Source organism: Ruminococcus sp. OM04-4AA, assembly GCF_003462585.1.
In the GTDB taxonomy this organism is placed as follows: domain Bacteria; phylum Bacillota; class Clostridia; order Lachnospirales; family Lachnospiraceae; genus Mediterraneibacter; species Mediterraneibacter faecis.
The window spans coordinates 18793-39953 of sequence record NZ_QTZH01000023.1 but is presented as its reverse complement, the minus strand read 5'-3'; the positions used below and the strand labels follow the sequence as shown (position 1 = coordinate 39953).

Here is a 21161-nt window from a genome sequence, read left to right as displayed (position 1 = left end):
CTGCCCCCTATTATAACGAGTTTCTTGTTTTGAGACTACCCCTTTTTTTAATAAAAGGGACTTTCGAACAAGATTATTGAAAGTTTGTCGAGTTTTATTTCATGCAATGAATAGGTAGCTTGAGTTTTACAAGATATTAGAGTAAAGTAATATTAAAAGAAGTCAAGAATTTCTACAGGTACTGTTCAAGGTAGTTGTGCCCTCAATGGCATAAGATATGAAGTGGTAGAGAGGTGAAAAATTATGAAAAATTATTCAGAAGATCCGAGCAGACAATACCATATTCAGGTAGCAAAAGGAGAAGTTGGACGTTATGTGATCATGCCGGGAGATCCAAAACGCTGCGTTAAGATCGCACAGTATTTTGATGATCCGGTTTTGGTAGCAGATAACAGAGAGTATATTACTTATACAGGAACACTGGACGGAGTAAAGGTAAGCGTTACATCTACAGGTATCGGTGGCCCGTCTGCATCAATCGCTATGGAAGAGCTGTATAAATGTGGAGCAGATACTTTCGTAAGAATCGGAACATGCGGAGGAATGCAGACGGAGATTAAGAGTGGTAATGTTGTAATCGCAACTGGTGCGATCCGTATGGAAGGAACATCCAAAGAATATGCACCGATCGAGTATCCTGCAGTAGCAGATCTTGATGTTACAAATGCATTGGTTGCAGCAGCGAAAGAGAAAAACTTCACACATTATACAGGTGTTGTTCAGTCTAAAGACGCATTTTACGGACAGCATGAGCCAGAGAAAATGCCGGTAGGATATGAACTTATCAATAAATGGGAAGCATGGAAGATGATGGGATGCCTCGCATCTGAGATGGAATCAGCAGCAATGTTTATCTGTGCATCTAAATTAAGAGCAAGAGCAGGTTCTTGTTTTCTTGTTGTTGCAAATCAGGAAAGAGAGAAACTTGGTCTTGCGAATCCAGTTGTTCATGATACAGATATGGCAATCCAGGTAGCCGTTGAAGCAATTCGTAAATTGATCAAAGCAGACCAAGAAAATAAATAAGAAAACTGGTAGTAGCATATGAAAGAAAAGAGGAGGCTGTGATGGAACAGGTTATGGTTGAGAAATTGATCGATACAGCGATTGAGCAACTTAAGTTTTCCTATACACCATATTCGAATTTCAAAGTTGGAGCGGCACTTCTTGCGAAAAACGGAGAGATTTTACAGGATGCAATATAGAAAATGCATCCTATACACCGACTAACTGTGCAGAGCGGACTGCTTTTTTCAAGGCAGTGAGCGAGGGAGTCAGAGAGTTCCGGGCAATCTGCATTGTGGGAGGTAAAGATGGAAAACTGACAGAATACACTGCACCTTGCGGTGTGTGTCGTCAGGTTATGATGGAATTTTGTGATCCGAAGACATTTCAGATCATTCTTGCAGTGGATAAAGAACGATATGAAATTTATACTTTAGAAGAGCTGATGCCTCTTGGGTTTGGACCATTAAATTTGGTATAATGTGAAGAAAAGGATATATTATACGAATTAAAAGCTGACAAAGGAAGGTTATTAATAGTTAGATATAAATTATAAAATCATATAAGTCGGTATTGAGTTTTATAAGATATTAGAGTGGAATATTATTGAAAGGAGTTGATACTTTGAGTAAATATTATTCTATACATGAATTTTCAAAAATTATAGGCGTATCTGCTCAGACATTACGAAATTGGGATGCCAATGGAAAACTTCATCCGCATCATACTACAGTAAGTGGCTATAGATATTATTCCGATGAGCAACTCAACCAAGTAATAAATGTAAAGCCTAAAAATCGCATTACAATTGGATATTGTTGCGTTTTCAGCCATAAACAAAAAGAAGATTTGGAACGACAGATTGATAATGTCAAGACATATCTTCTGGCAAAAGGGCAGCCGTTTGAGATAATAAGTGATATCGGTTCTGGGATTGATTATAAGAAAAAAGGGCTTCAGGAATTGATCAGACGAATCTCTCAAAATCAGGTTGAAAAGGTTGTTGTTTTATATAAAGATAGGCTATTGCGATTTGGTTTTGAGTTGATAGAATATATCGCTTCACTTTATAATTGTGAGATTGAGATTATTGACAATACTGAAAAATCTGAACAGCAGGAACTTGTTGAAGATCTAGTTCAAATAATCACAGTATTCAGTTGTAAATTACAAGGAAAACGAGCGAACAAAGCTAAGAGACTTATCCGAGAATTGATACAGGAGGAAACAGATGGTAAAAGCCATAAAAGTAATGTTGATACCAAACAACGTACAGAAAACTAAGATGTTTCAGTACGCAGGAGCTTCAAGATTTGCTTATAACTGGGCTTTGGCCAGGGAAAAAGAAAGCTACGAAAAAGGTGGCAAATTCATTTCAGATTCAGAACTCAGAAAAGAATTTACAAAGCTTAGACATTCTGATGAATACGCATGGTTATTAAATATTTCAAATAATGTAACCAAACAGGCAATCAAAGATGCCTGTACTGCGTATAAGAACTTTTTCAAGGATTTGCAAAAATTCCCAAGATTCAAGTCCAGAAAGAGATCAATGCCGAAGTTCTATCAGGACAACGTTAAGATACAATTCAGTAATACCCACGTTAAGCTTGAAGGTTTTTCTTCCAGCAGGAAAGCAAATAAGCAAAAAAAGAATTGGGTAAGACTTGCAGAACATGGAGGTATTCCAACAGATGTTAAATATATGAATCCGAGAATATCCTTTGATGGATTGAACTGGTGGATCAGTGTATGTGTAGAATTTCCTGACTGTAAGGAAACACTTAATGATGATGGAGTTGGCATAGACTTAGGAATTAAAGACTTAGCTGTCTGCTCTGATGCCGTTAAGTATAAGAACATCAATAAGAGTCAGAAAGTAAAGAAACTAGAAAAACAGAAACGTAGATTACAGCGTAGTATCTCTCGTTCTTACGAGAAAAATAAGAAAGGGGAAAGTTACTGTAAAACAAATAATGTAATCAAAAAGGAAAAACTTTTATTAAAACGAAATCACAGATTAACAAACATCCGTAAAAACTATTTGAATCAGACCATATCTGAGATCGTGAATCGAAAGCCAAGATTTATTTGTATTGAAGATCTGAATGTCAGCGGAATGATGAAAAATAGACATTTATCCAAAGCAGTACAGGAACAAGGATTTTTTAGGGTTAGAAAACAGCTTGAATACAAATGCAATGATAAAGGGATCCAGCTTATTGTGGCTGATCGGTTTTATCCATCATCAAAGCTTTGCAGTTGCTGTGGAAACATCAAAAAAGATTTGAAGTTATCTGACAGGTTTTATAGATGTGAATGTGGGAATATGATTGACAGAGATTTCCAGGCATCTATAAATCTTAAGGCTTATGGAGAACGATTTGCAAGCTAACACTGAAACGTTAATGCAAATATGTACGGATACGTTAGTCTGGAATTTACGCCTATGGAGAGTACAAGAACTTGTGAGTAGATAGATATTTATATCATCAAAAGCATACTCGTTGAAGTAGGAATGAAACATGGAAGTTTATAACTTTTTATAGGTTTTCAGTAACGGGGGATTTAACAATGACAAAGGAAGATATTATAAAATTGCCAAAGGTGGAATTGCACTGTCATCTGGATGGATCACTGAGTCGGGAGTTTGTGGAAAAGAGATTGGGAAGACAGGTGGGAAAAGAAGAACTGAGTGTGTCAAATGACTGTACCAGTCTTGCAGAATACCTGGAAAAGTTTGATCTGCCGGGGCAATGCTTACAAGATGAAGAAGGTCTTGAAGAAGCCGGTTATGATGTGCTTAGAAGTATGAAACAGGAGAATGTCATTTATTCTGAGATTCGCTTTGCACCGCTTCTTTCAGAGACAGAAGACATGAATTGCAATAAAGTGATCGAAGCAGTTTTAAAAGGTCTAGAGAGAGGAAAAAAAGATTTCGGAATCGAGTTTGGTCTGATCGTGTGTGCGATGCGTCATCATAGTGAAGAGATGAACTGGCGCATGATCCGCACAGCAAGAGAATATCTCGGCTCAGGAGTGTGTGCAGCAGATCTTGCAGGTGCGGAAGCCTCCTATCCTATGTCAGAGTTTAAAAATCTCTTTCAAAATACCCATAAGATAGGAATGCCATTTACAATCCATGCAGGAGAATGTGGAAGTGCTCAGAATATTATAGATTCTGTGGAGGCCGGTGCAGGAAGGATCGGTCATGGAATCGCAATGAGAGGACATAGTGATCTGATTAAAGAACTTGCCGGAAAAGGAATCGGAATTGAGATGTGTCCGATCAGTAATCTGCAGACGAAAGCAGTAGCAGGGCCGGAGGAATATCCGATCAGAGAGTTTTTGGATGGTGGATTAAAAGTAACGGTGAATACAGATAATCGAACCGTCAGTGATACAACCATGACAAAGGAACTGGAATTTATTCAGAAAACATACGGAATTCGAGATGATGAAATCCTGTGTTTGATGAAAAATGCAGCAGATGTGGCTTTTGCGGAAGATTATGTAAAAGATAAATTGTATCGGATAATGAGAGAAGTTTATGGCGCATAAGTATTTACACGAAATGTTACCGGTTTTCAAGTTCAGAAAACAAAGAAAAGGAGTGTGGAAATTGTGTATAAGAAATTAGTTACATGTCTCGAAAGTGTAAGAAAGAAGGTCGATTTTAAACCAAAAGTAGCACTGATTCTCGGATCCGGACTTGGAGATTTTGCAGATGGAATCAAGATTGAGCAGACCATCGATTATACAGAGATTGAAGGATTTCCGGTTTCTACAGTAAAGGGACATAAAGGTCGTTTTGTATTTGGTTATGTAGAGGATACACCGGTTGTGATCATGCAGGGACGTGTTCATTATTATGAGGGATATAAGATGTCTGATGTTGTTCTTCCGACACGTCTGATGGGAATGCTTGGGGCGAAGAAGATTCTTCTTACAAATGCGGCAGGTGGATGCAATCCATCTTATAAAGCCGGAGATTTCATGATGATCACAGATCATATTACAACAGGAGTTCCAAGCCCATTGATCGGACCGAATATAGATGAACTTGGAACGAGATTCCCGGATATGAGCGAAGTGTATAGCAAGCGTCTTCAGGATGTGATCCGCAAGTGTGCAGCGGAGTGTGGCGTTGAGATTCAGGAAGGTGTTTACGTTCAGTTTACAGGACCGAACTATGAGACACCGGCAGAAATAAGACTTGCACAGAGCTGGGGCGGAGATGCAGTCGGAATGAGTACCGCATGTGAAGCTATGGCGGCACGTCATATGGGAATGGAAATCTGTGGAATTTCCTGTATCACAAATATGGCAGCGGGAATTTCAAAAGTAGAATTGAACCATAAGGAAGTACAGGAGACAGCAGATCGTGTGGCAAAATCATTTAAGGAACTTGTTACAAAGGTCGTTGTAAACATGTAATGGGGTGTGACTTTTATGAAAAAATATAATCGAATTTTTACAATTGTGATCGATTCATTCGGAGCAGGAGCAATGCCGGATGCTGCAGAGTATGGAGATGCAGGAACAGACACAATGGGACATATTTCTGAGTCCGTGGATGAATTTCATATTCCGAATCTTCAGAAACTTGGAATCGCCAATTTGCATCCACTGAAACAGGTGGCACCGGTAGAAAGACCGATGGGATACTATTCTTTCCTGAAAGAAGCAAGTACCGGAAAGGATACGATGACCGGACACTGGGAGATGATGGGACTTCATATCACGAAGCCATTTAAGACATTTACAGAGACGGGATTTCCAAAGGAATTGATTGACGAACTGGAAAAGAGAACAGGACATAAAGTGATCGGAAACAAGAGTGCCAGTGGAACAGAGATTCTTGATGAACTTGCAGAAGAAGAGATTGCAACAGGTCATATGATCGTCTATACATCTGCAGATTCTGTATTGCAGATCTGTGGAAATGAGGAGACATTCGGACTGGATGAACTTTACCGCTGCTGTGAGATCGCACGTGATATTACGATGAAAGATGAGTGGAAAGTCGGACGTGTTATTGCAAGACCTTATGTTGGAAAGAAAAAAGGTGAGTTCAAGCGTACAAGTAACAGACATGATTATGCGCTGAAACCATACGGAAGAACAGCACTTAATGCACTCAAAGATGCAGGATATGATGTGATCTCAGTCGGTAAGATCTTTGATATTTTCGATGGAGAAGGTCTGACAGAATCAAATAAATCTAAGAGTTCCGTTCACGGAATGGAGCAGACGATTGAAATTTCAAAGAGAGATTTCAAAGGCTTGTGCTTTGTAAATCTTGTGGATTTTGATGCATTGTGGGGACACCGCAGAAATGTAAAGGGATACGCAGAGGAACTTGAACGATTTGATGTGAAATTAGGAGAATTTCTTGGTGGATTGAGAGAGGATGATCTTCTGATCATTACTGCAGATCACGGAAATGATCCGACACATACAGGAACAGATCATACAAGAGAAATGGTTCCGTTTTTCGCTTATTCTCCATCTATGGAAGGATACGGAAAACTGCCGGATTCAGATACATTTGCAGTGATCGGTGCAACAATTGCAGATAATTTCGACGTAAAGATGCCGGAGGGAACGATCGGAGCATCTATCCTGGATGAACTGAAATAAAAACTGAGAATGAAAATAATACGAAAAGCAAATTAATTTTCATCTTAAGGTAATGAAGTTTAGAACAAGGAGACAGAGAAAAATGGATGAAAGATGAAACGACAGCTTGATTTTGCATTGGAAATAGATAAGGAAAAAAATATTCTGAGACAGACACATCTCTCAGAGCATGGCAGACGGGAAAACGATGCAGAACATGCATGGCATATGGCGATCATGGCATATCTTTTCAGAGAGCATTCAAACGAATCGGTGGACATTGCAAAGGTAATGCTGATGTGTCTGATCCATGATATTGTGGAGATCGATGCGGGTGATACGTATGCATATGATACAGAAGGTTTGAAAACTCAGAAAGCAAGAGAAGATGCGGCGAAGGAAAGAATTTTTTCAATCCTTCCGGAAGATCAGAAACAAGAGCTGATTTCTCTTTTTGATGAGTTCGAGGCATTTGAAACAGCAGAATCTAAGTTTGCACATGCAATGGATAATCTACAGCCGCTGATGCTGAATAACAGCAATGGTGGAAATGATTGGAAAGAGCATGGAGTATGTGCAGATCAGGTTTATGGTCGCCAGAGGAAGACGAGACTTGGATCGGAAAAAATATTTGAAGTTGTAGATCAGATTATCCAGGAAAATGTAAAAAAGGGAACAATTAAAGAGTAAAATGTGAATAACTTTCTTATAAAATGAGAGGAATGTGGAAAAGAATAGCAGCTGTCTAACAAGTGTGTTGTGAGAACAGCTGCTATTCTTTTTGAGAGGGCAAAAATCAGGTGAAAAACTATTTATAATCCATTACCAGAAACATTGGCTTGATTGCAACGATTTCATCATACTCTTCTTTTTCAACTGTTACATTAGAATTCAGAGCTTTCAAATCATCTTTTAAAACCGTGAGTGCTTCGGGAATCGTTTGTGCACGGCCATCCTTCATGATATCCTGCATTCTCTTTAATACGACCGGATGTGCGTAATGTGCTGGAACCGGAAAGTCAGGATATTTCTGGATATAGGCTTCCATTTGCTGGATGGATCGTTCCAGCTGATTTTCGATATATTTTTTATTGTTTTTGGAGGTTGGCAATACATTCGCTCCTGCGAACAGGAAAATTGCTGCCAATCCAAATAACAGGAAATACATACCGAATCCGGCATGAGTCAGAAGGGAGTAGATTCCATAAAGGAATGCTCCGATGCCCAATATTACAACAGCAAGAGCGACCCATTTATAAGCGGGATTGCTTCTGTCATAGGTTCTCTTTTTCTTCGCCGACAGGCTCAGATCCATGTAGTAATCGGATTGCTTTTTAAGATAATTTTCTGCGCGTTCAAGCTTGGTAAGCCGCTTTTTGATTTCTCCCGGAAGAATGCGCTCGCGCTGCTTTTCTTCCAGCCATTTTCTTTTTTCTTCCAGTTTTCGCTCGGCTTCTATGCTGTGCAGCGGAATCTGAGGAAATCTTTCTTCAATATAAGCCAAAAGACGATCCACATCTTCTTCATGTTTGAAGTTACATTGTTTTTCTTTTCCATTTTCATATACAACTACGAGATAGGATAACGTTCCAAATGCTCCTTTTCCTGTAAAACCACCTTTGCTCATGGCAATTCTTTTAAATATTCTTTCTATGGAAGAAATGGGTATGTAATAACGTCTGTCAAAATAAAAACTGTTTAAATAAATTGCTTTTTCCCCAACACCGCAAGGGCCTATTTTTTTGCAGTTTTTTTTGTCAGTGGTTAATTCAGCATCCGGGAGTGTTACAGTTCCAAGTCGTTGTGGTTTAAACATAATATCATCTCATTTCATTTGCATATTTTAAAAGAACTGTGAAAAACCGGATGTCTGTCTGCTTTTCACAGTTCTATAATCTTAAGCCTGTTTTTTCGCAGGTTTTCTTGTTGCCCAGATAAAGATTCCAAGGAACAATGCTGCCAGGATAATTCCTACAGGATAAGCAACTGCTGTAGAGAGTCCAAGACATTCATCTGCACAGAAGAAATAGGTCATAGAAACAGCGCTCATAAATGTTGCAGGAACCGCTGTGATCCAGTAATTCTTCTTCTCACGGAACAGGTACATGCTTGCTGTCCACAAAACGATCATTGCCAGAGTCTGGTTTGTCCAACTGAAATATCTCCATACAATGGCATAATCAAGATGTCCTACAAAAGCACCGATTGCCAGAAGCGGTACACAGAGAACCAATCGTTTCTGCATTTTATTCTGATCGATCTTGAACCAGTCTGCAAGTACAAGACGGGCACTTCTGAATGCAGTGTCTCCGGAAGTAATCGGGCATACGATAACACCGATCATTGCCAATGCTACACCGATGCTTCCCATTGTCTTAATACACACATCGTAGATAGCGGCTGACTGACCGTTAGCAAGAACTTCGCTTAAACCTGTGTTGAGACCACCTGTCACTTTGTAAAGTGCACATCCTGCGGCTGCCCAGATCAGTGCAATCACACCTTCTGCTACCATTGCGCCGTAGAATACGAAATGTCCCTGTTTCTCAGATTTCATACAACGAGCCATCAGAGGGGACTGTGTAGAATGGAATCCGGAAATAGCTCCGCAGGCTACGGTGATAAACATGAAGCTCCAAATTGGTTTTCCGTCTGGATGCATATTTGTAAAGTGGTTCCAAATTTCAGGAATCGTATAATCAGGATTTGTAAAAATACCGATGATGACACCGAGAGCCATGATGATCAGACAGATACCAAAGAGTGGGTAGATTCGTCCGATGATCTTATCAATAGAAATAAAGGTTGCAATAAAATAGTATAACAGGATGATCCAAAGCCAGAATTCCGGGTTTGCCAGAAGCCCGGTGATACCTTTGTTCCCCAGCAAAGTGACGATCAGACCGGCAGGTCCTACTGCAAATACAGTACCGACCATGACCAGAAGTACTACACTGAATACACGCATTACATTTTTCATAACATTTCCAAGATAAATTCCGCATACTTCAGAGATAGATGCTCCGTCATTTCGTTCAGAAAGCATACCGGAGAAATAATCATGCACACCTCCGGCAAAAATTGTACCGAATGTAATCCAAAGGAATACGACCGGTCCCCATAAAGCACCCTGCATGGCACCAAAAATAGGTCCCAGACCGGCAATGTTAAGTAATTGCACAAGGAATAACTTCCATTGCGGCATAACGACATAATCTACTCCGTCATTGATTCTGACAGCAGGAGTTTCTCTGTCGTCAGGTGCGAATGTGTTCTCAACCACCTTTCCATAAACAAAATATCCGCCAATAAGTAACGCTAAACAAATAATAAAACTAATCATACAAACACCTCCAGAAGATTTAAATGTTAGCGTTTTTTCAACCTATCTACATTATAGGATTCTTTATAAAAAATTCAAGGTTTTTAGACAAAATTTATATAATTTGTCTAAAAATGAAGAAAAATATCATTTGAAGCTTCATGACTGGCGATTACCGTCGCAGATTGTTATAATAGAACTACAGTCTGCTTCCGTATTTGGCGGTCGGACAAGAGATAAGCAATGAAAAATATAGATATACAGTTCCGTGGAGGGAGAACTTATGATAACTTTAAATGATTACCTGTACTCCGGCGATACTATTTTCAGAGTGTTGCAGAATTACATTACAGATTTAAGAGAAGATGCGCGAAAAACAAAAAATGAAATTGACCTGATACATTGTAATTTCCTGATTCAGATCAGAGAACTTCTGGAACATAATGAATTCCTTACGACCCAGTCACAGCAGATACGGGAATTTTATAAATATATGACAAAAGAATATCCATATCTTGCATTTACAGTAAAAGGAAGAATCAAGTCTTTGATCCGTGCGGAAGAGAAATTTAATGGTTATATTGTTAAGTATATTTCAGATTATTACGAAGAGTATGGAAAGTATCCGACAACGGCAGAGTTAAAGAGCAGTCTTAGCTGTTTTCGTGATCTGATCGCATACCGGATCGTGATTTCTATGCCAAAATGTCATTATGAAAATGAAGAAGAGCGTCAGATCGCAGAACTGGAATGTCTGTACGGGATAGCGAATGTACTACCGGGCTTTCTTGAGGAAAGAGGGTTTACAGCGGAGCCAGCAAATGGTGTGATGGAAAGTCATTCCCCACTCATGGATGACAATGTCAGACCATATTACAGAGACTATATTTCAGACAGCCAGCCGGATGAATACCAGTCACTGCACATTACATTCTATGATAACTGTTCAAGAAGTTATATTGAGGTTCAGATCCGTACAAAGCAAATGGATGATATTGCAGAGATTGGGCCGGCAAACCATCTGGGATATGAGAAAAAACAAGAGAAAGAGCGCGCCAGAAGAAATGCGATTCCAAGAGGTGAGTGCATTTATTTTGATGAGGCGTATGAGCGCGGAATGAAGCTGTTGGGATTGGATCTGGCGAAGCTGGATGTAAATATGTTTGCAGCGATGAATAACAGTTTGATCAATGACGGGTGTGGATTGTTTCGAGGAAGACTGATCTTGCCGTATGAGCATTTGTCGAGATTTCAGAATGATCTGATTGATTAGAAAGAAGGAATTACAAAGGAGAACGTGTTTGATGGGAGACAACAAGAAAAAATGGTTATGGATCAGCCTTGGAATAGTTGCAGGAATCTTGGTTTTAGGGTACATAGGAACCGCTTTGTATTTTATGAGTCATTTTCTTCCAAATACAAAGGTTAACGGGAAAGATTTTTCATATGCTAAGGAAGAAGATGTGGCGGATTATCTAAAATCAGAAGTTAAGAAGTATGAATTGAAGATTACAGAACATGCGGGACTTTCTGATAGCATTACAGGAAAAGAGATCTCTGTTGAATATAAAGAAAATGGAGCGATAGATAAATTATTAAAGGAGCAGTCCGTTTTTCTGTGGCCGGCAGCATGGTCGGGAGAGGGAAAAGGATTGTCCATCACGGCAAGTGCGGATTATGATGGGAATGCATTAGATGCGAAGATTGCAAGTCTGACAGCTGTGACAACAGAACAGGTGCAGCCGATATCTTCTATGCCGGTGTTTGACGGAGAAAAGTTTGTTCCGGGAGACATTACGGAAGGGACAGCAATAGATGCAGATGCATTGAAGAAAGCGGTAGTCCAAGCGATAGAGGGACTGCAAGAGCAGTTGGATCTTGATGAAGCAGGATGTTATGTACAGCCGCTATATACAAAAGAATCACCGGAAGTTCAGCAGGCGTGCGATGCGATGAATGCATACCTGAATGCGAGTGTAACTTATGAGATGGGACTTGATACACCGGTTGTGGTTGATAAAACCGTTATTTCACAGTGGGTGACAGCAGATGAGAATTATGTGGTGACATTTCACCCGGAACTTATACAGGAATGGGTGACACAGTTTGCGCAGCAGTATGATACTGCAGGAAAGACCAGACAATTCACTACACCGGATGGAAGAGCAGCCGAAGTTTCCGGTGGAACTTACGGTTGGGAGATTAATGAAAAGGCAGAGTATGAGACACTTCTTGCGAATGTTGAAAGCGGAGAAACAATAAGTCGAGAGCCGGTTTATGTGAAAGGAAAGACTGCGGCATCGCATGGTGCGCAGGATTGGGGCTCCACTTATGCAGAAGTCGATCTGACGAATCAGAAAATGTGGTATGTCAAAGACGGAGAAGTTTTGATGTCAGCAGATGTAGTGACCGGACTTCCGAAAGGCGGAAGAAGTACTCCGGCAGGAGTTTATACGATTTTGGAACGAATGCAGAATAAAGTACTGCGCGGTAATTTAAGACCGGATGGAACAAGAGAGTATGAAACTCCTGTAAAATATTGGATGCGTGTAACGTATTCCGGTGTTGGTTTTCATGATGCAACATGGCAGAGTAGTTTTGGAGGAAATGTATATACCTACAGAGGTTCTCATGGATGTATCAATATGAGTTATTCGGATGCCGGGAAATTGTATGAGTTGATCCAGGTTGGAGATCCGGTGATTATGCACTATTAAGAAAAATAATAAGAAAAAATCAAAAAATCTGCCAATCGGCAGATTTTTTTGTATACTAGAGAGTGGCTAAAAATTGTAAAAGAGGTAAAAAAATTGAAAAAGAGGTATGCAAACAATTTAATACTTTTGATAATCGCGCTCATTTGGGGAGCTGCATTTGTTGCACAAAGTGCTGGGATGGACTATATTGGTCCGTTCACATTTAACTGTGCCAGAAGTATACTTGGTGGAATCGTATTGATTCCGGTGATTTATGTATTGGATAAGAAGAAAAAGAAGGAGGTATCACAAGGAAAAGAAGTTGTACAAAATAAGAAAACACTTATCATTGGTGGTGTTTGTTGTGGATTTTTTCTTATGCTGGGAAGTTCCCTGCAACAGATTGGAATACAATATACAACGGCGGGAAAAGCAGGATTTATCACGGCATTATATATTCTGATTGTTCCAATCCTGGGGCTGACCGTTGGCAAAAAGGCCGGAATTAAAGTATGGATTGGTGTGGTACTTGCAGTGATCGGAATGTATTTTCTGTGTATGACATCAGGACTATCCATTGCAAAAGGAGATTTTTATATTTTACTGGGTTCTGTTGCTTTTTCATTCCATATTCTTGTGATCGATCATTTTTCACCAAAAGCAGACGGAGTGAAGATGTCCTGTATTCAGTTTTTTGTTTGTGGAATCTTATGTATGATACCGACAATTTTATTTGAGCACCCGGAACTTTATTCTATATTGCAGGCATGGAAGCCAATTGCTTATGCAGGAATCATGTCTTGTGGAGTAGGATATACTTTGCAGATTGTTGCACAAAAAAATACAGACCCGACAGTTGCATCTCTGCTGTTAAGTCTTGAGTCTGTATTTTCAGTACTTGCAGGCTGGGTGATTCTTGGAGAAACTTTGTCTCCAAGGGAACTTTTTGGATGTGCCCTTGTATTTGCGGCTGTGATTCTTGCGCAGCTTCCGGAGAGAAGGCCTAATCTCTCATGTAGAGATTTACAACGTGAAGAATCCCGTCCTCATCATTCGACTTTGTGATAAAGTCAGCAGATTCTTTGACGACCGGCTGGGCATTCTCCATTGCTACACCAAGACCGGCATATTCGATCATGGACAGATCATTGAAGCCGTCGCCGCAGCAGATCATGGAATCGGCAGTGAGACCGATACTGTTCAGAAGCTTCTGCAGAGAGTGTGCTTTATCGATATTCTGAGGCATGATCTCTAAGAAGAATGGCTCAGAACGGTAGATGTTGAGCAGCCCGTGGTATTGTTTCTGCAGCTTCGGCATCAGGTCTTCCAGGATGGAAGGTTCACCTGGGATAAGCATTTTATTGACCGGGAAATCAAGTGCGGCAGGGAAGTCCTCAACCGGACAGATATCCATGCTGTTGATGGCGGCTTCTTTCTCAGTGTATTCATTACTTTTAATACCGGAGAGGATTACTTTATCCGTATAAGAGATAAGATCCAATCCAGGATATTCTTTTACCGCCTCGTAAATCGGACGGATGACTTCCTGTGGGATAACCTTATTATAAATAATTGCATTGTCAGAACAGCGGGTGATTCTCGCACCGTTAAAGGAGAGCATGAATCCGCCGTATTCTTTTAGATATAATTCCTCTGCCAGAGGTGCGACACCGTTGATCGGGCGACCGCTGGCGAGGACTACTTTTTTTCCATTCTGTTGAATTTCAATCAGAGCGTCCCTTGTAGGGGGCGTTATTTCTTTTTTTGAATTGGTCAGTGTACCGTCTAGATCAAGTACAATCACTTGGTATTTCATAATAATTAAAACTCCATTTCATCATATGGTGACAGTAATTAATGATGTGCTTCATTCAGCAGCTTGGTTTTTGTATCGTACAGTTTTTGGGAAAGATCCACATATACCTTATGTGGATTGAAGAGACGTTTTGTCTCATCCCAAAGCGTCTCTTTTTCCTGACGGCAGAATTCTGCAATCTCCTTTACAGATGGGGACTCATACTTACATTCTCCATGCTGGAAGATTGGGACAAGCAGTTCACGCATTGTGTAGGTTCCACCCGGAAGAAGTGTTTTCTTCCATGTAGCATTTGGGTCAAAGAGAAGAAGCTCTTCCTCTGTATTAAATGCCTCATCAGCAAAGCAGATCAGATCGGCACGCAGCATACCAGTCTCTTTGTCGTAAACACGATAAATGGTTTTATTTCCCGGATTAGTGATCTTCTCAATATTCTCAGAAATCTTGATCTTCGGCTGGAATTCTCCATCTGCGTTTTGAATAGCAGCCAGTTTATAAACACCGCCAAAGGATGGGCAGTCTTTTGATGTAATAAGATTTGTTCCGACACCCCAGGAAGTAATGGTGGCGCCCTGCATCTTGAGATCGTGGATCAGAAATTCATCCAGGTCGTTGGAAGCGGCAATGACAGCATCCTGGAATCCGGCGTCATCCAGCATCTTACGCGCCTTTTTAGAAAGGTAAGCGAGATCACCGGAGTCAAGGCGGATACCGTAACTCTTCGGTTTGATGCCTGCTTCGCGCATCTCTGTGAAGACACGGATCGCATTCGGAACACCGGATTTCAATGTGTCATAAGTATCGACAAGCAGTGTACATGCATCAGGATACAATCTTGCATATTCTTTGAATGCAGTATATTCATCTTTGAAAGTCATGATCCAACTGTGTGCATGCGTTCCCATAACCGGCACATCAAACATTTCGCCGGCGAGTACATTGGAAGTTCCGACGCATCCACCGATCACAGCAGCTCTTGCTCCGTACAATCCCGCATCCGGTCCCTGGGCGCGGCGAAGTCCGAACTCCATGATACCGTCTCCTTGTGCTGCATAAACAACACGGGAAGCTTTCGTAGCGATCAGACACTGATGATTCAGAATTGTAAGGATTGCTGTCTCAACAAGCTGAGCCTCCATGATCGGAGCTACGACTTTCAGAAGTGGTTCTCTTGGGAAGATGACGCTTCCCTCCGGGATCGCATAAATGTCTCCGCTAAAATGAAATCCGCTCAGATAATGAAGAAAATCCTCACTGAACAATCCGAGCCCTCTTAAATAATCAACATCTTCATAAGAAAAATTCAGATTTTTAATATAGTCAATGACCTGATCCAGTCCTGCCATGACGGAATATCCGCCTTTGTTTGGATTATCACGGAAGAAAACGTCGAATACAACGGTCTGATTTTCCTGTGTTTCAAAATATCCCTGCATCATAGTAAGCTCATACAGGTCTGTCAATAAAGTAAGATTTTGTGCACTCATATTGATATCCTCTCTTTTCAATTGCTCTTACATTGATGTAATTATACATAATTCAGAAAAGTAAATCAATTCATAGTAAAAAGATGTTAAGAAAATATCAAACTGTAAAATAAAATTACCTTTCAAAGCTGAAAATGATGAGATTTGATTGACAACGGGATAGAAAATACATTAAGGTATATGAAAGCATATATAAATACGAATTAAAAAATGGGCCGCGTAAGCCAGCGGCAGAATGGAGAAAAGATGAGATTAGGAGTAAAACAGGTACTTACGGTAGTAAAGCTGGTAGATTTTGGAGTATATCTTGGAAGTGACGAGGAGCGTGTCCTTCTTCCAAAGAAACAGGTTCCGGACGGAATCGAACTGGGAGATCCGATCGAGGTATTCCTCTATAAAGATTCTTCCGATCGTATGATCGCAACAACGAACGAGCCAAAGATCACTCTTGGACAGCTGGCTGTCCTGACAGTAGCAGATGTGGGCAGAATGGGTGCTTTTCTTGACTGGGGACTTGAGAAGGACCTGTTCCTTCCATTTAAGGAACAGACAGAGAAGGTAGAGAAGGGCGACCGCTGTCTAGTAAGTCTTTATGTAGATAAGAGCGAGAGACTTTGTGCGACAATGAAGATCTATCATCTTCTGCAGACAGACTCTCCTTATAAAAAGGATGATATTGTAACCGGAACAGTTTATGAGGTGAATCGTGATCTGGGAGCTTTCGTGGCAGTAGATAATCTGTATTCTGCATTGATTCCGAAGAGAGAGATGTATGGAAGAATGTATCCGGGACAGGAGATTGAAGCACGTGTGGCAGCAGTCAAAGAGGATGGAAAACTGGATCTAAGTGTCCGTGGCAAGATTCCGGAGCAGATGGATAAAGATGCAGAACTGATTCTGGAATGCATTGAGACTTGTGGGGGTAAACTTCCATTCACAGATAAAGCAGATCCGGAGCGCATCAAAGCAGAGATGGGAATGAGCAAAGCTGCGTTCAAACGTGCAGTTGGAAGACTTTTAAAACAGAAGAAAATCGTGATCAAAGAGGATGGTATTTATAGTTTGTAAAAGCAATCTGTATGCGAACCGTTACGTGTTAGAGAAAGTGACTATGACTTGTAGGAAGTGTTGTTTCAAATAGAAAAAAGTGTGAGATTCTATATGCTGAAAATAAAAAAAATAGTGATTCTTCCTACTTGTAATATGCTTTAAATACGTTATAATAACATTAGGAATGAGAAAATGATAGGTAATATCATTCCCAGATGAATTTAAGAAGAAAAGTTATAATTAAATTGTTAAAAGAAAGGGGTATTTAGAATGAAAGTTCAGAATATTGCAGATGTTGAAGGATTCTTTAAGGTAGTAGATTCCTGTAAAGGAAGAGTAGAGTTAGTAACAGGTGAGGGAGACAGACTGAACCTGAAGTCTAAACTTTCCCAGTATGTATCTATGGCTAATATCTTCTCTAACGGAGAGATTCCGGAGCTGGAAGTTATCGCTTATGAGAAAGAAGATACAGATAAGCTGATCCAGTTTATGATGGATGGTGGAAATAAATAAGATTTAACATTTTAAAATTTCCATAAAGAGTGTAAAATAAAGGGAAGGGATTCTGACCTGTGTATCAAGTCAGAGCCTTCCCTTTTCTTAGTTAAAATTTGATCATTGAGGTGAACTATGAGTTTTGTACATTTGCATGTCCATACAGAATTTAGTCTGCTGGATGGATCGAATAAGATAAAAGAATACGTGTCCAGGGTCAAAGAACTTGGGATGAACAGTGCGGCAATTACAGATCACGGTGTTATGTATGGTGTGATCGATTTCTATCGGGAAGCCAAGAAGCAGGGAATCAATCCAATCCTTGGATGTGAAGTGTATGTGGCTCCGAATTCTCGTTTTGATCGCGAGATCACAGGAGGAGATGACAGATATTATCATCTTGTGCTTCTGGCAGAAAATGAGGAAGGATATGCGAATCTGACGAAGATTGTTTCGAAGGGATTTGTGGAAGGTTATTACTATAAACCGCGAGTGGACAAGGAACTTCTGCGCAAGTACCATAAAGGTATCATTGCTTTAAGTGCCTGCCTGGCAGGTGAGGTGGCAAGATTCCTGACGAAGGGATTATATGAAGAGGCGAAGAAGACAGCCTTAGAGTATCAGGAAATTTTTGGCGAAGGGAATTTCTTCCTGGAGTTGCAGGATCATGGCATACCGGAGCAGGGACTTGTCAATCAACAGCTATTCAAAATGTCTGAAGAGACAGGAATTGAGCTGGTTGCTACGAATGATATTCATTATACATATGCAGAAGATGCGAAGCCACATGATATTCTACTTTGTATTCAGACCGGAAAGAAGCTTTCAGATGAGAATCGTATGCGGTATGACGGCGGACAGTATTATGTGAAGTCAGAAGAAGAGATGCTGCGTCTGTTCCCTTATGCGAAACAGGCGTTGGAAAATACACAGAAGATTGCGGACCGATGTCATGTCGAGATTGAATTTGGTGTGACAAAACTTCCGAAATATGATGTGCCGGATGGTTATACTTCCTGGGAATATCTGCAGAAGCTTTGCTATGAGGGATTGGAAAAGCGTTACGGTGATCCTTCGGAAGAATTGAAAGATCGTTTGTCTTATGAATTGGAAACAATCCATCAGATGGGTTATGTAGACTATTTCCTGATCGTGTGGGATTTTATTAAATACGCAAAAGATCACGGAATCTCAGTAGGGCCGGGACGTGGATCAGCCGCAGGAAGTATCGTGTCCTATTGTCTTGAGATTACTACGATTGACCCGATCCGCTATCAGCTGCTGTTTGAACGTTTCCTGAATCCGGAACGTGTGTCCATGCCCGATATCGACGTTGACTTCTGTTATGAGAGACGTCAGGAGGTTATTGATTACGTTACAAGAAAATATGGAAAAGACTGTGTGGCTCAGATCGTTACATTCGGTACCCTGGCAGCACGAGGTGTGATCCGTGATGTTGGACGTGTAATGGATCTGCCATATGCTTATGTGGATTCTATTTCCAAAATGATTCCGCAGGAGCTTGGAATCACAATTGATAAAGCTCTGAAAATGAATCCGGATCTGAAAAAGTTATATGATACGGATGAGACGGTGACAAATCTGATCGATATGGCGAAGCGTTTGGAAGGACTTCCAAGACACTGCTCCATGCATGCTGCCGGTGTTGTAATCTGTCAGAAGCCTGTAGATGAGTATGTACCGCTTTCAAGGGCAGCAGACGGAACAATCACAACGCAGTTTATTATGACAACACTTGAGGAACTTGGACTTCTGAAAATGGACTTCCTGGGTCTTCGTACATTGACTGTGATACAGAATGCAGTGCTGCTTGCAAGAAGAAAGCAGCCGGAACTGAATATCAATCAGATAGATTACAATGATCAAAAGGTGCTGGATTATATCGGAACCGGTAAGACAGATGGTGTGTTCCAGCTTGAGAGTGCTGGAATGAAAGGGTTCATGAAGGAACTGAAGCCGCATAACCTGGAAGATGTTATTGCCGGAATTTCGCTGTATCGTCCTGGCCCGATGGATTTCATTCCGCAGTATATCCGAGGAAAGAATGACAGTTCTTCTATCACATATGATTGCCCACAACTGGAGCCGATCCTTGCCCCTACTTATGGATGTATTGTCTATCAGGAGCAGGTTATGCAGATCGTACGAGATCTTGCCGGATATTCACTGGGACGAAGCGATCTTCTGCGCCGTGCAATGTCAAAGAAAAAGGCTGCGGTCATGGAGAAAGAACGGAAGATCTTTATTTATGGTGATGAAGAGACAGGCGTACCGGGATGTATAAAGAATGGAATTGATGAACAGACTGCAAATAAGATTTATGATGAAATGATCGATTTTGCAAAATATGCGTTCAATAAGTCTCATGCGGCTGCATATGCAGTGGTTTCTTATCAGACTGCATGGTTAAAATATTATTTCCCGGTAGAATATATGGCAGCACTTATGACATCAGTTATTGATAACCCGTCAAAGGTGTCGGAGTATATTTATGCATGTCGTCAGATGAATATTAAGATCCTGCCGCCGGATATTAATAAAGGTGAAGCAAATTTCTCTGTAGATGGCGGGGATATCCGTTATGGACTTGCTGCGATTAAGAGTATCGGAAGACCGGTGATCAAGGCAATCGTGGAAGACAGAGAAGAGCTTGGGTTGTTCCAGAACCTGGAAGATTTCATTACCCGTCTTTCAGCAAGGAACATATTAAATAAACGTACGATAGAAAACCTGATCAAGGCAGGGGCACTGGATACGCTTGGCGGAACAAGAAAACAGTTCATGAGTATCTATGTACAGATCGTAGATCATGTTACTCAAGAAAAAAAGAACTCTATGGTTGGACAGATGACATTGTTTGATCTGGTGAGTGAAGATCAGAAAGAAGAATTTCAGATCAGGATGCCTGATGTGGGAGAATACTCCAAAGAAACACTTCTCGCATTTGAAAAAGAAGTGCTTGGAATCTATGTCAGTGGACATCCGCTTGAGGCGTATGAGGAGAAGTGGAAGAAATCCATTTCTGCGACAACGGCGGACTTTCAGCTGGATGAAGAGACCGGTCACACAAAAGTGCATGATGGAGCGAAAGAAATTATTGGTGGAATGATCACAGAGAAGAACATAAAGCATACAAAGACGAATCAGATGATGGCCTTTATCACGATAGAAGACCTTTTGGGAACAGTGGAGGTTGTTGTGTTCCCGCGAGATTATGAGAAGAATAGAGATTATCTGGAAGCAGACAGTAAGGTATTTGTTCGCGGAAGAGTTTCGGAAGAAGATGATAAGCCGAGCAAGCTGATCTGCGAAAAAATCATTCCGTTTGAGCAGACAAAGAAAGAGCTATGGATTCAGTTCCCGGATAAAGAAACGTTCTTAGATCAGGAGCAGATCGTCTATGGCTATCTGGCGGATTCTGATGGAAATGATGAAGTTGTAATCTATTGTGCAAAGGAACGTGTGGTGAAAAGACTGCCGAAAAATAGGAATATCGGTATAAATGAACAAATTTTAAGCAGATTGATGAATCATTTTGGAGAGAAGCGAGTAAAAGTAGTGGAAAAACCTATTGAAAACATATTCTAAATAAGGTAGAATATTGGCGGAGTTGATAAAAAATTGACAATGATTGGTTTTGGCAGTAA

Annotated in this window: 17 protein-coding genes and 1 pseudogene; 14 read left to right on the top strand and 4 right to left on the bottom strand. The window is 40.6% G+C overall.

The features are described 5' to 3' along the window. Positions 1 to 243 precede the first annotated feature (243 nt). The 8 genes and pseudogenes from udp to DXB52_RS08455 all read left to right on the top strand — a co-directional run bounded on the left by udp (position 244) and on the right by DXB52_RS08455 (position 7317). On the top strand, positions 244 to 1026 hold the full coding sequence (gene udp, locus DXB52_RS08490) for a uridine phosphorylase (protein ID WP_118106943.1): 783 nt from the start codon (positions 244 to 246) through the stop codon (positions 1024 to 1026). Between the two features lie 41 nt (positions 1027 to 1067). Then, positions 1068 to 1486, top strand: a pseudogene (locus DXB52_RS08485) (cytidine deaminase). 143 nt (positions 1487 to 1629) lie between these two features. Next, positions 1630 to 2289, top strand: a complete 660-nt coding sequence (locus tag DXB52_RS08480; RefSeq protein WP_118106942.1) for an IS607 family transposase — start codon at positions 1630 to 1632, stop codon at positions 2287 to 2289. Next, complete coding sequence (locus tag DXB52_RS08475) at positions 2237 to 3400, top strand: RNA-guided endonuclease InsQ/TnpB family protein (protein ID WP_118106941.1); 1164 nt, start codon at positions 2237 to 2239, stop codon at positions 3398 to 3400. The genes DXB52_RS08480 and DXB52_RS08475 overlap by 53 nt, the downstream gene beginning before the upstream one ends. 179 nt (positions 3401 to 3579) lie before the next feature. Continuing rightward, positions 3580 to 4566 carry an adenosine deaminase gene (add, locus tag DXB52_RS08470; protein WP_118106940.1) on the top strand — a complete coding sequence of 329 codons (987 nt, stop codon included), beginning with the start codon at positions 3580 to 3582 and terminating at the stop codon, positions 4564 to 4566. 54 nt (positions 4567 to 4620) lie between these two features. After that, positions 4621 to 5442, top strand: a complete 822-nt coding sequence (locus DXB52_RS08465; protein ID WP_117542238.1) for a purine-nucleoside phosphorylase — start codon at positions 4621 to 4623, stop codon at positions 5440 to 5442. A 15-nt stretch (positions 5443 to 5457) separates the two neighbouring features. Next, positions 5458 to 6648, top strand: a complete 1191-nt coding sequence (locus DXB52_RS08460; protein WP_055166470.1) for a phosphopentomutase — start codon at positions 5458 to 5460, stop codon at positions 6646 to 6648. Between the two features lie 93 nt (positions 6649 to 6741). Continuing rightward, complete coding sequence (locus tag DXB52_RS08455) at positions 6742 to 7317, top strand: HD domain-containing protein (protein ID WP_117826968.1); 576 nt, start codon at positions 6742 to 6744, stop codon at positions 7315 to 7317. A gap of 118 nt (positions 7318 to 7435) precedes the next feature. Here the strand turns inward: DXB52_RS08455 and DXB52_RS08450 are convergent, their stop codons facing one another. Next, positions 7436 to 8254 (bottom strand): ATPase P, encoded by an 819-nt coding sequence (locus DXB52_RS08450; protein ID WP_472520047.1) that lies wholly within the window; start codon positions 8252 to 8254, stop codon positions 7436 to 7438. 270 nt (positions 8255 to 8524) lie between these two features. Next, positions 8525 to 9970: a carbon starvation CstA family protein gene (locus tag DXB52_RS08445; RefSeq protein ID WP_118106938.1), complete on the bottom strand. Its 1446-nt coding sequence runs from the start codon at positions 9968 to 9970 to the stop codon at positions 8525 to 8527. A 262-nt stretch (positions 9971 to 10232) separates the two neighbouring features. Between DXB52_RS08445 and DXB52_RS08440 the strand changes: the two genes are divergently transcribed. The 3 genes from DXB52_RS08440 (at position 10233) to DXB52_RS08430 (ending at position 13710) form a co-directional block, all read left to right on the top strand. Beyond that, positions 10233 to 11222 carry a nucleotidyltransferase family protein gene (locus tag DXB52_RS08440; RefSeq protein WP_117836476.1) on the top strand — a complete coding sequence of 330 codons (990 nt, stop codon included), beginning with the start codon at positions 10233 to 10235 and terminating at the stop codon, positions 11220 to 11222. A 31-nt stretch (positions 11223 to 11253) separates the two neighbouring features. Then, positions 11254 to 12666, top strand: a complete 1413-nt coding sequence (locus tag DXB52_RS08435) for a L,D-transpeptidase family protein (RefSeq protein WP_055173435.1) — start codon at positions 11254 to 11256, stop codon at positions 12664 to 12666. Positions 12667 to 12759: 93 nt separating this feature from the next. After that, positions 12760 to 13710 carry a DMT family transporter gene (locus DXB52_RS08430; protein ID WP_118106937.1) on the top strand — a complete coding sequence of 317 codons (951 nt, stop codon included), beginning with the start codon at positions 12760 to 12762 and terminating at the stop codon, positions 13708 to 13710. Here DXB52_RS08430 and DXB52_RS08425 read toward each other — a convergent pair. Further along, a complete protein-coding gene (locus tag DXB52_RS08425; RefSeq protein WP_117542244.1) occupies positions 13649 to 14461 on the bottom strand; it encodes a Cof-type HAD-IIB family hydrolase in 813 nt (270 codons plus the stop codon). The two genes, DXB52_RS08430 and DXB52_RS08425, sit on opposite strands and share 62 nt — an antisense overlap. Before the next feature lie 38 nt (positions 14462 to 14499). Beyond that, complete coding sequence (locus DXB52_RS08420; RefSeq protein WP_118106936.1) at positions 14500 to 15948, bottom strand: nicotinate phosphoribosyltransferase; 1449 nt, start codon at positions 15946 to 15948, stop codon at positions 14500 to 14502. Positions 15949 to 16194: 246 nt separating this feature from the next. On the opposite strand from DXB52_RS08420, the gene DXB52_RS08415 reads away from it, so the two are divergent. The 3 genes from DXB52_RS08415 (at position 16195) to DXB52_RS08405 (ending at position 21102) form a co-directional block, all read left to right on the top strand. Beyond that, entirely contained in the window at positions 16195 to 17016 is an 822-nt protein-coding gene (locus DXB52_RS08415) for a CvfB family protein (protein WP_020436798.1), read from the top strand. A gap of 252 nt (positions 17017 to 17268) precedes the next feature. Further along, complete coding sequence (locus DXB52_RS08410; protein ID WP_055173445.1) at positions 17269 to 17511, top strand: hypothetical protein; 243 nt, start codon at positions 17269 to 17271, stop codon at positions 17509 to 17511. A gap of 117 nt (positions 17512 to 17628) precedes the next feature. Then, complete coding sequence (locus DXB52_RS08405; protein WP_118106935.1) at positions 17629 to 21102, top strand: DNA polymerase III subunit alpha; 3474 nt, start codon at positions 17629 to 17631, stop codon at positions 21100 to 21102. Positions 21103 to 21161: the final 59 nt, after the last annotated feature.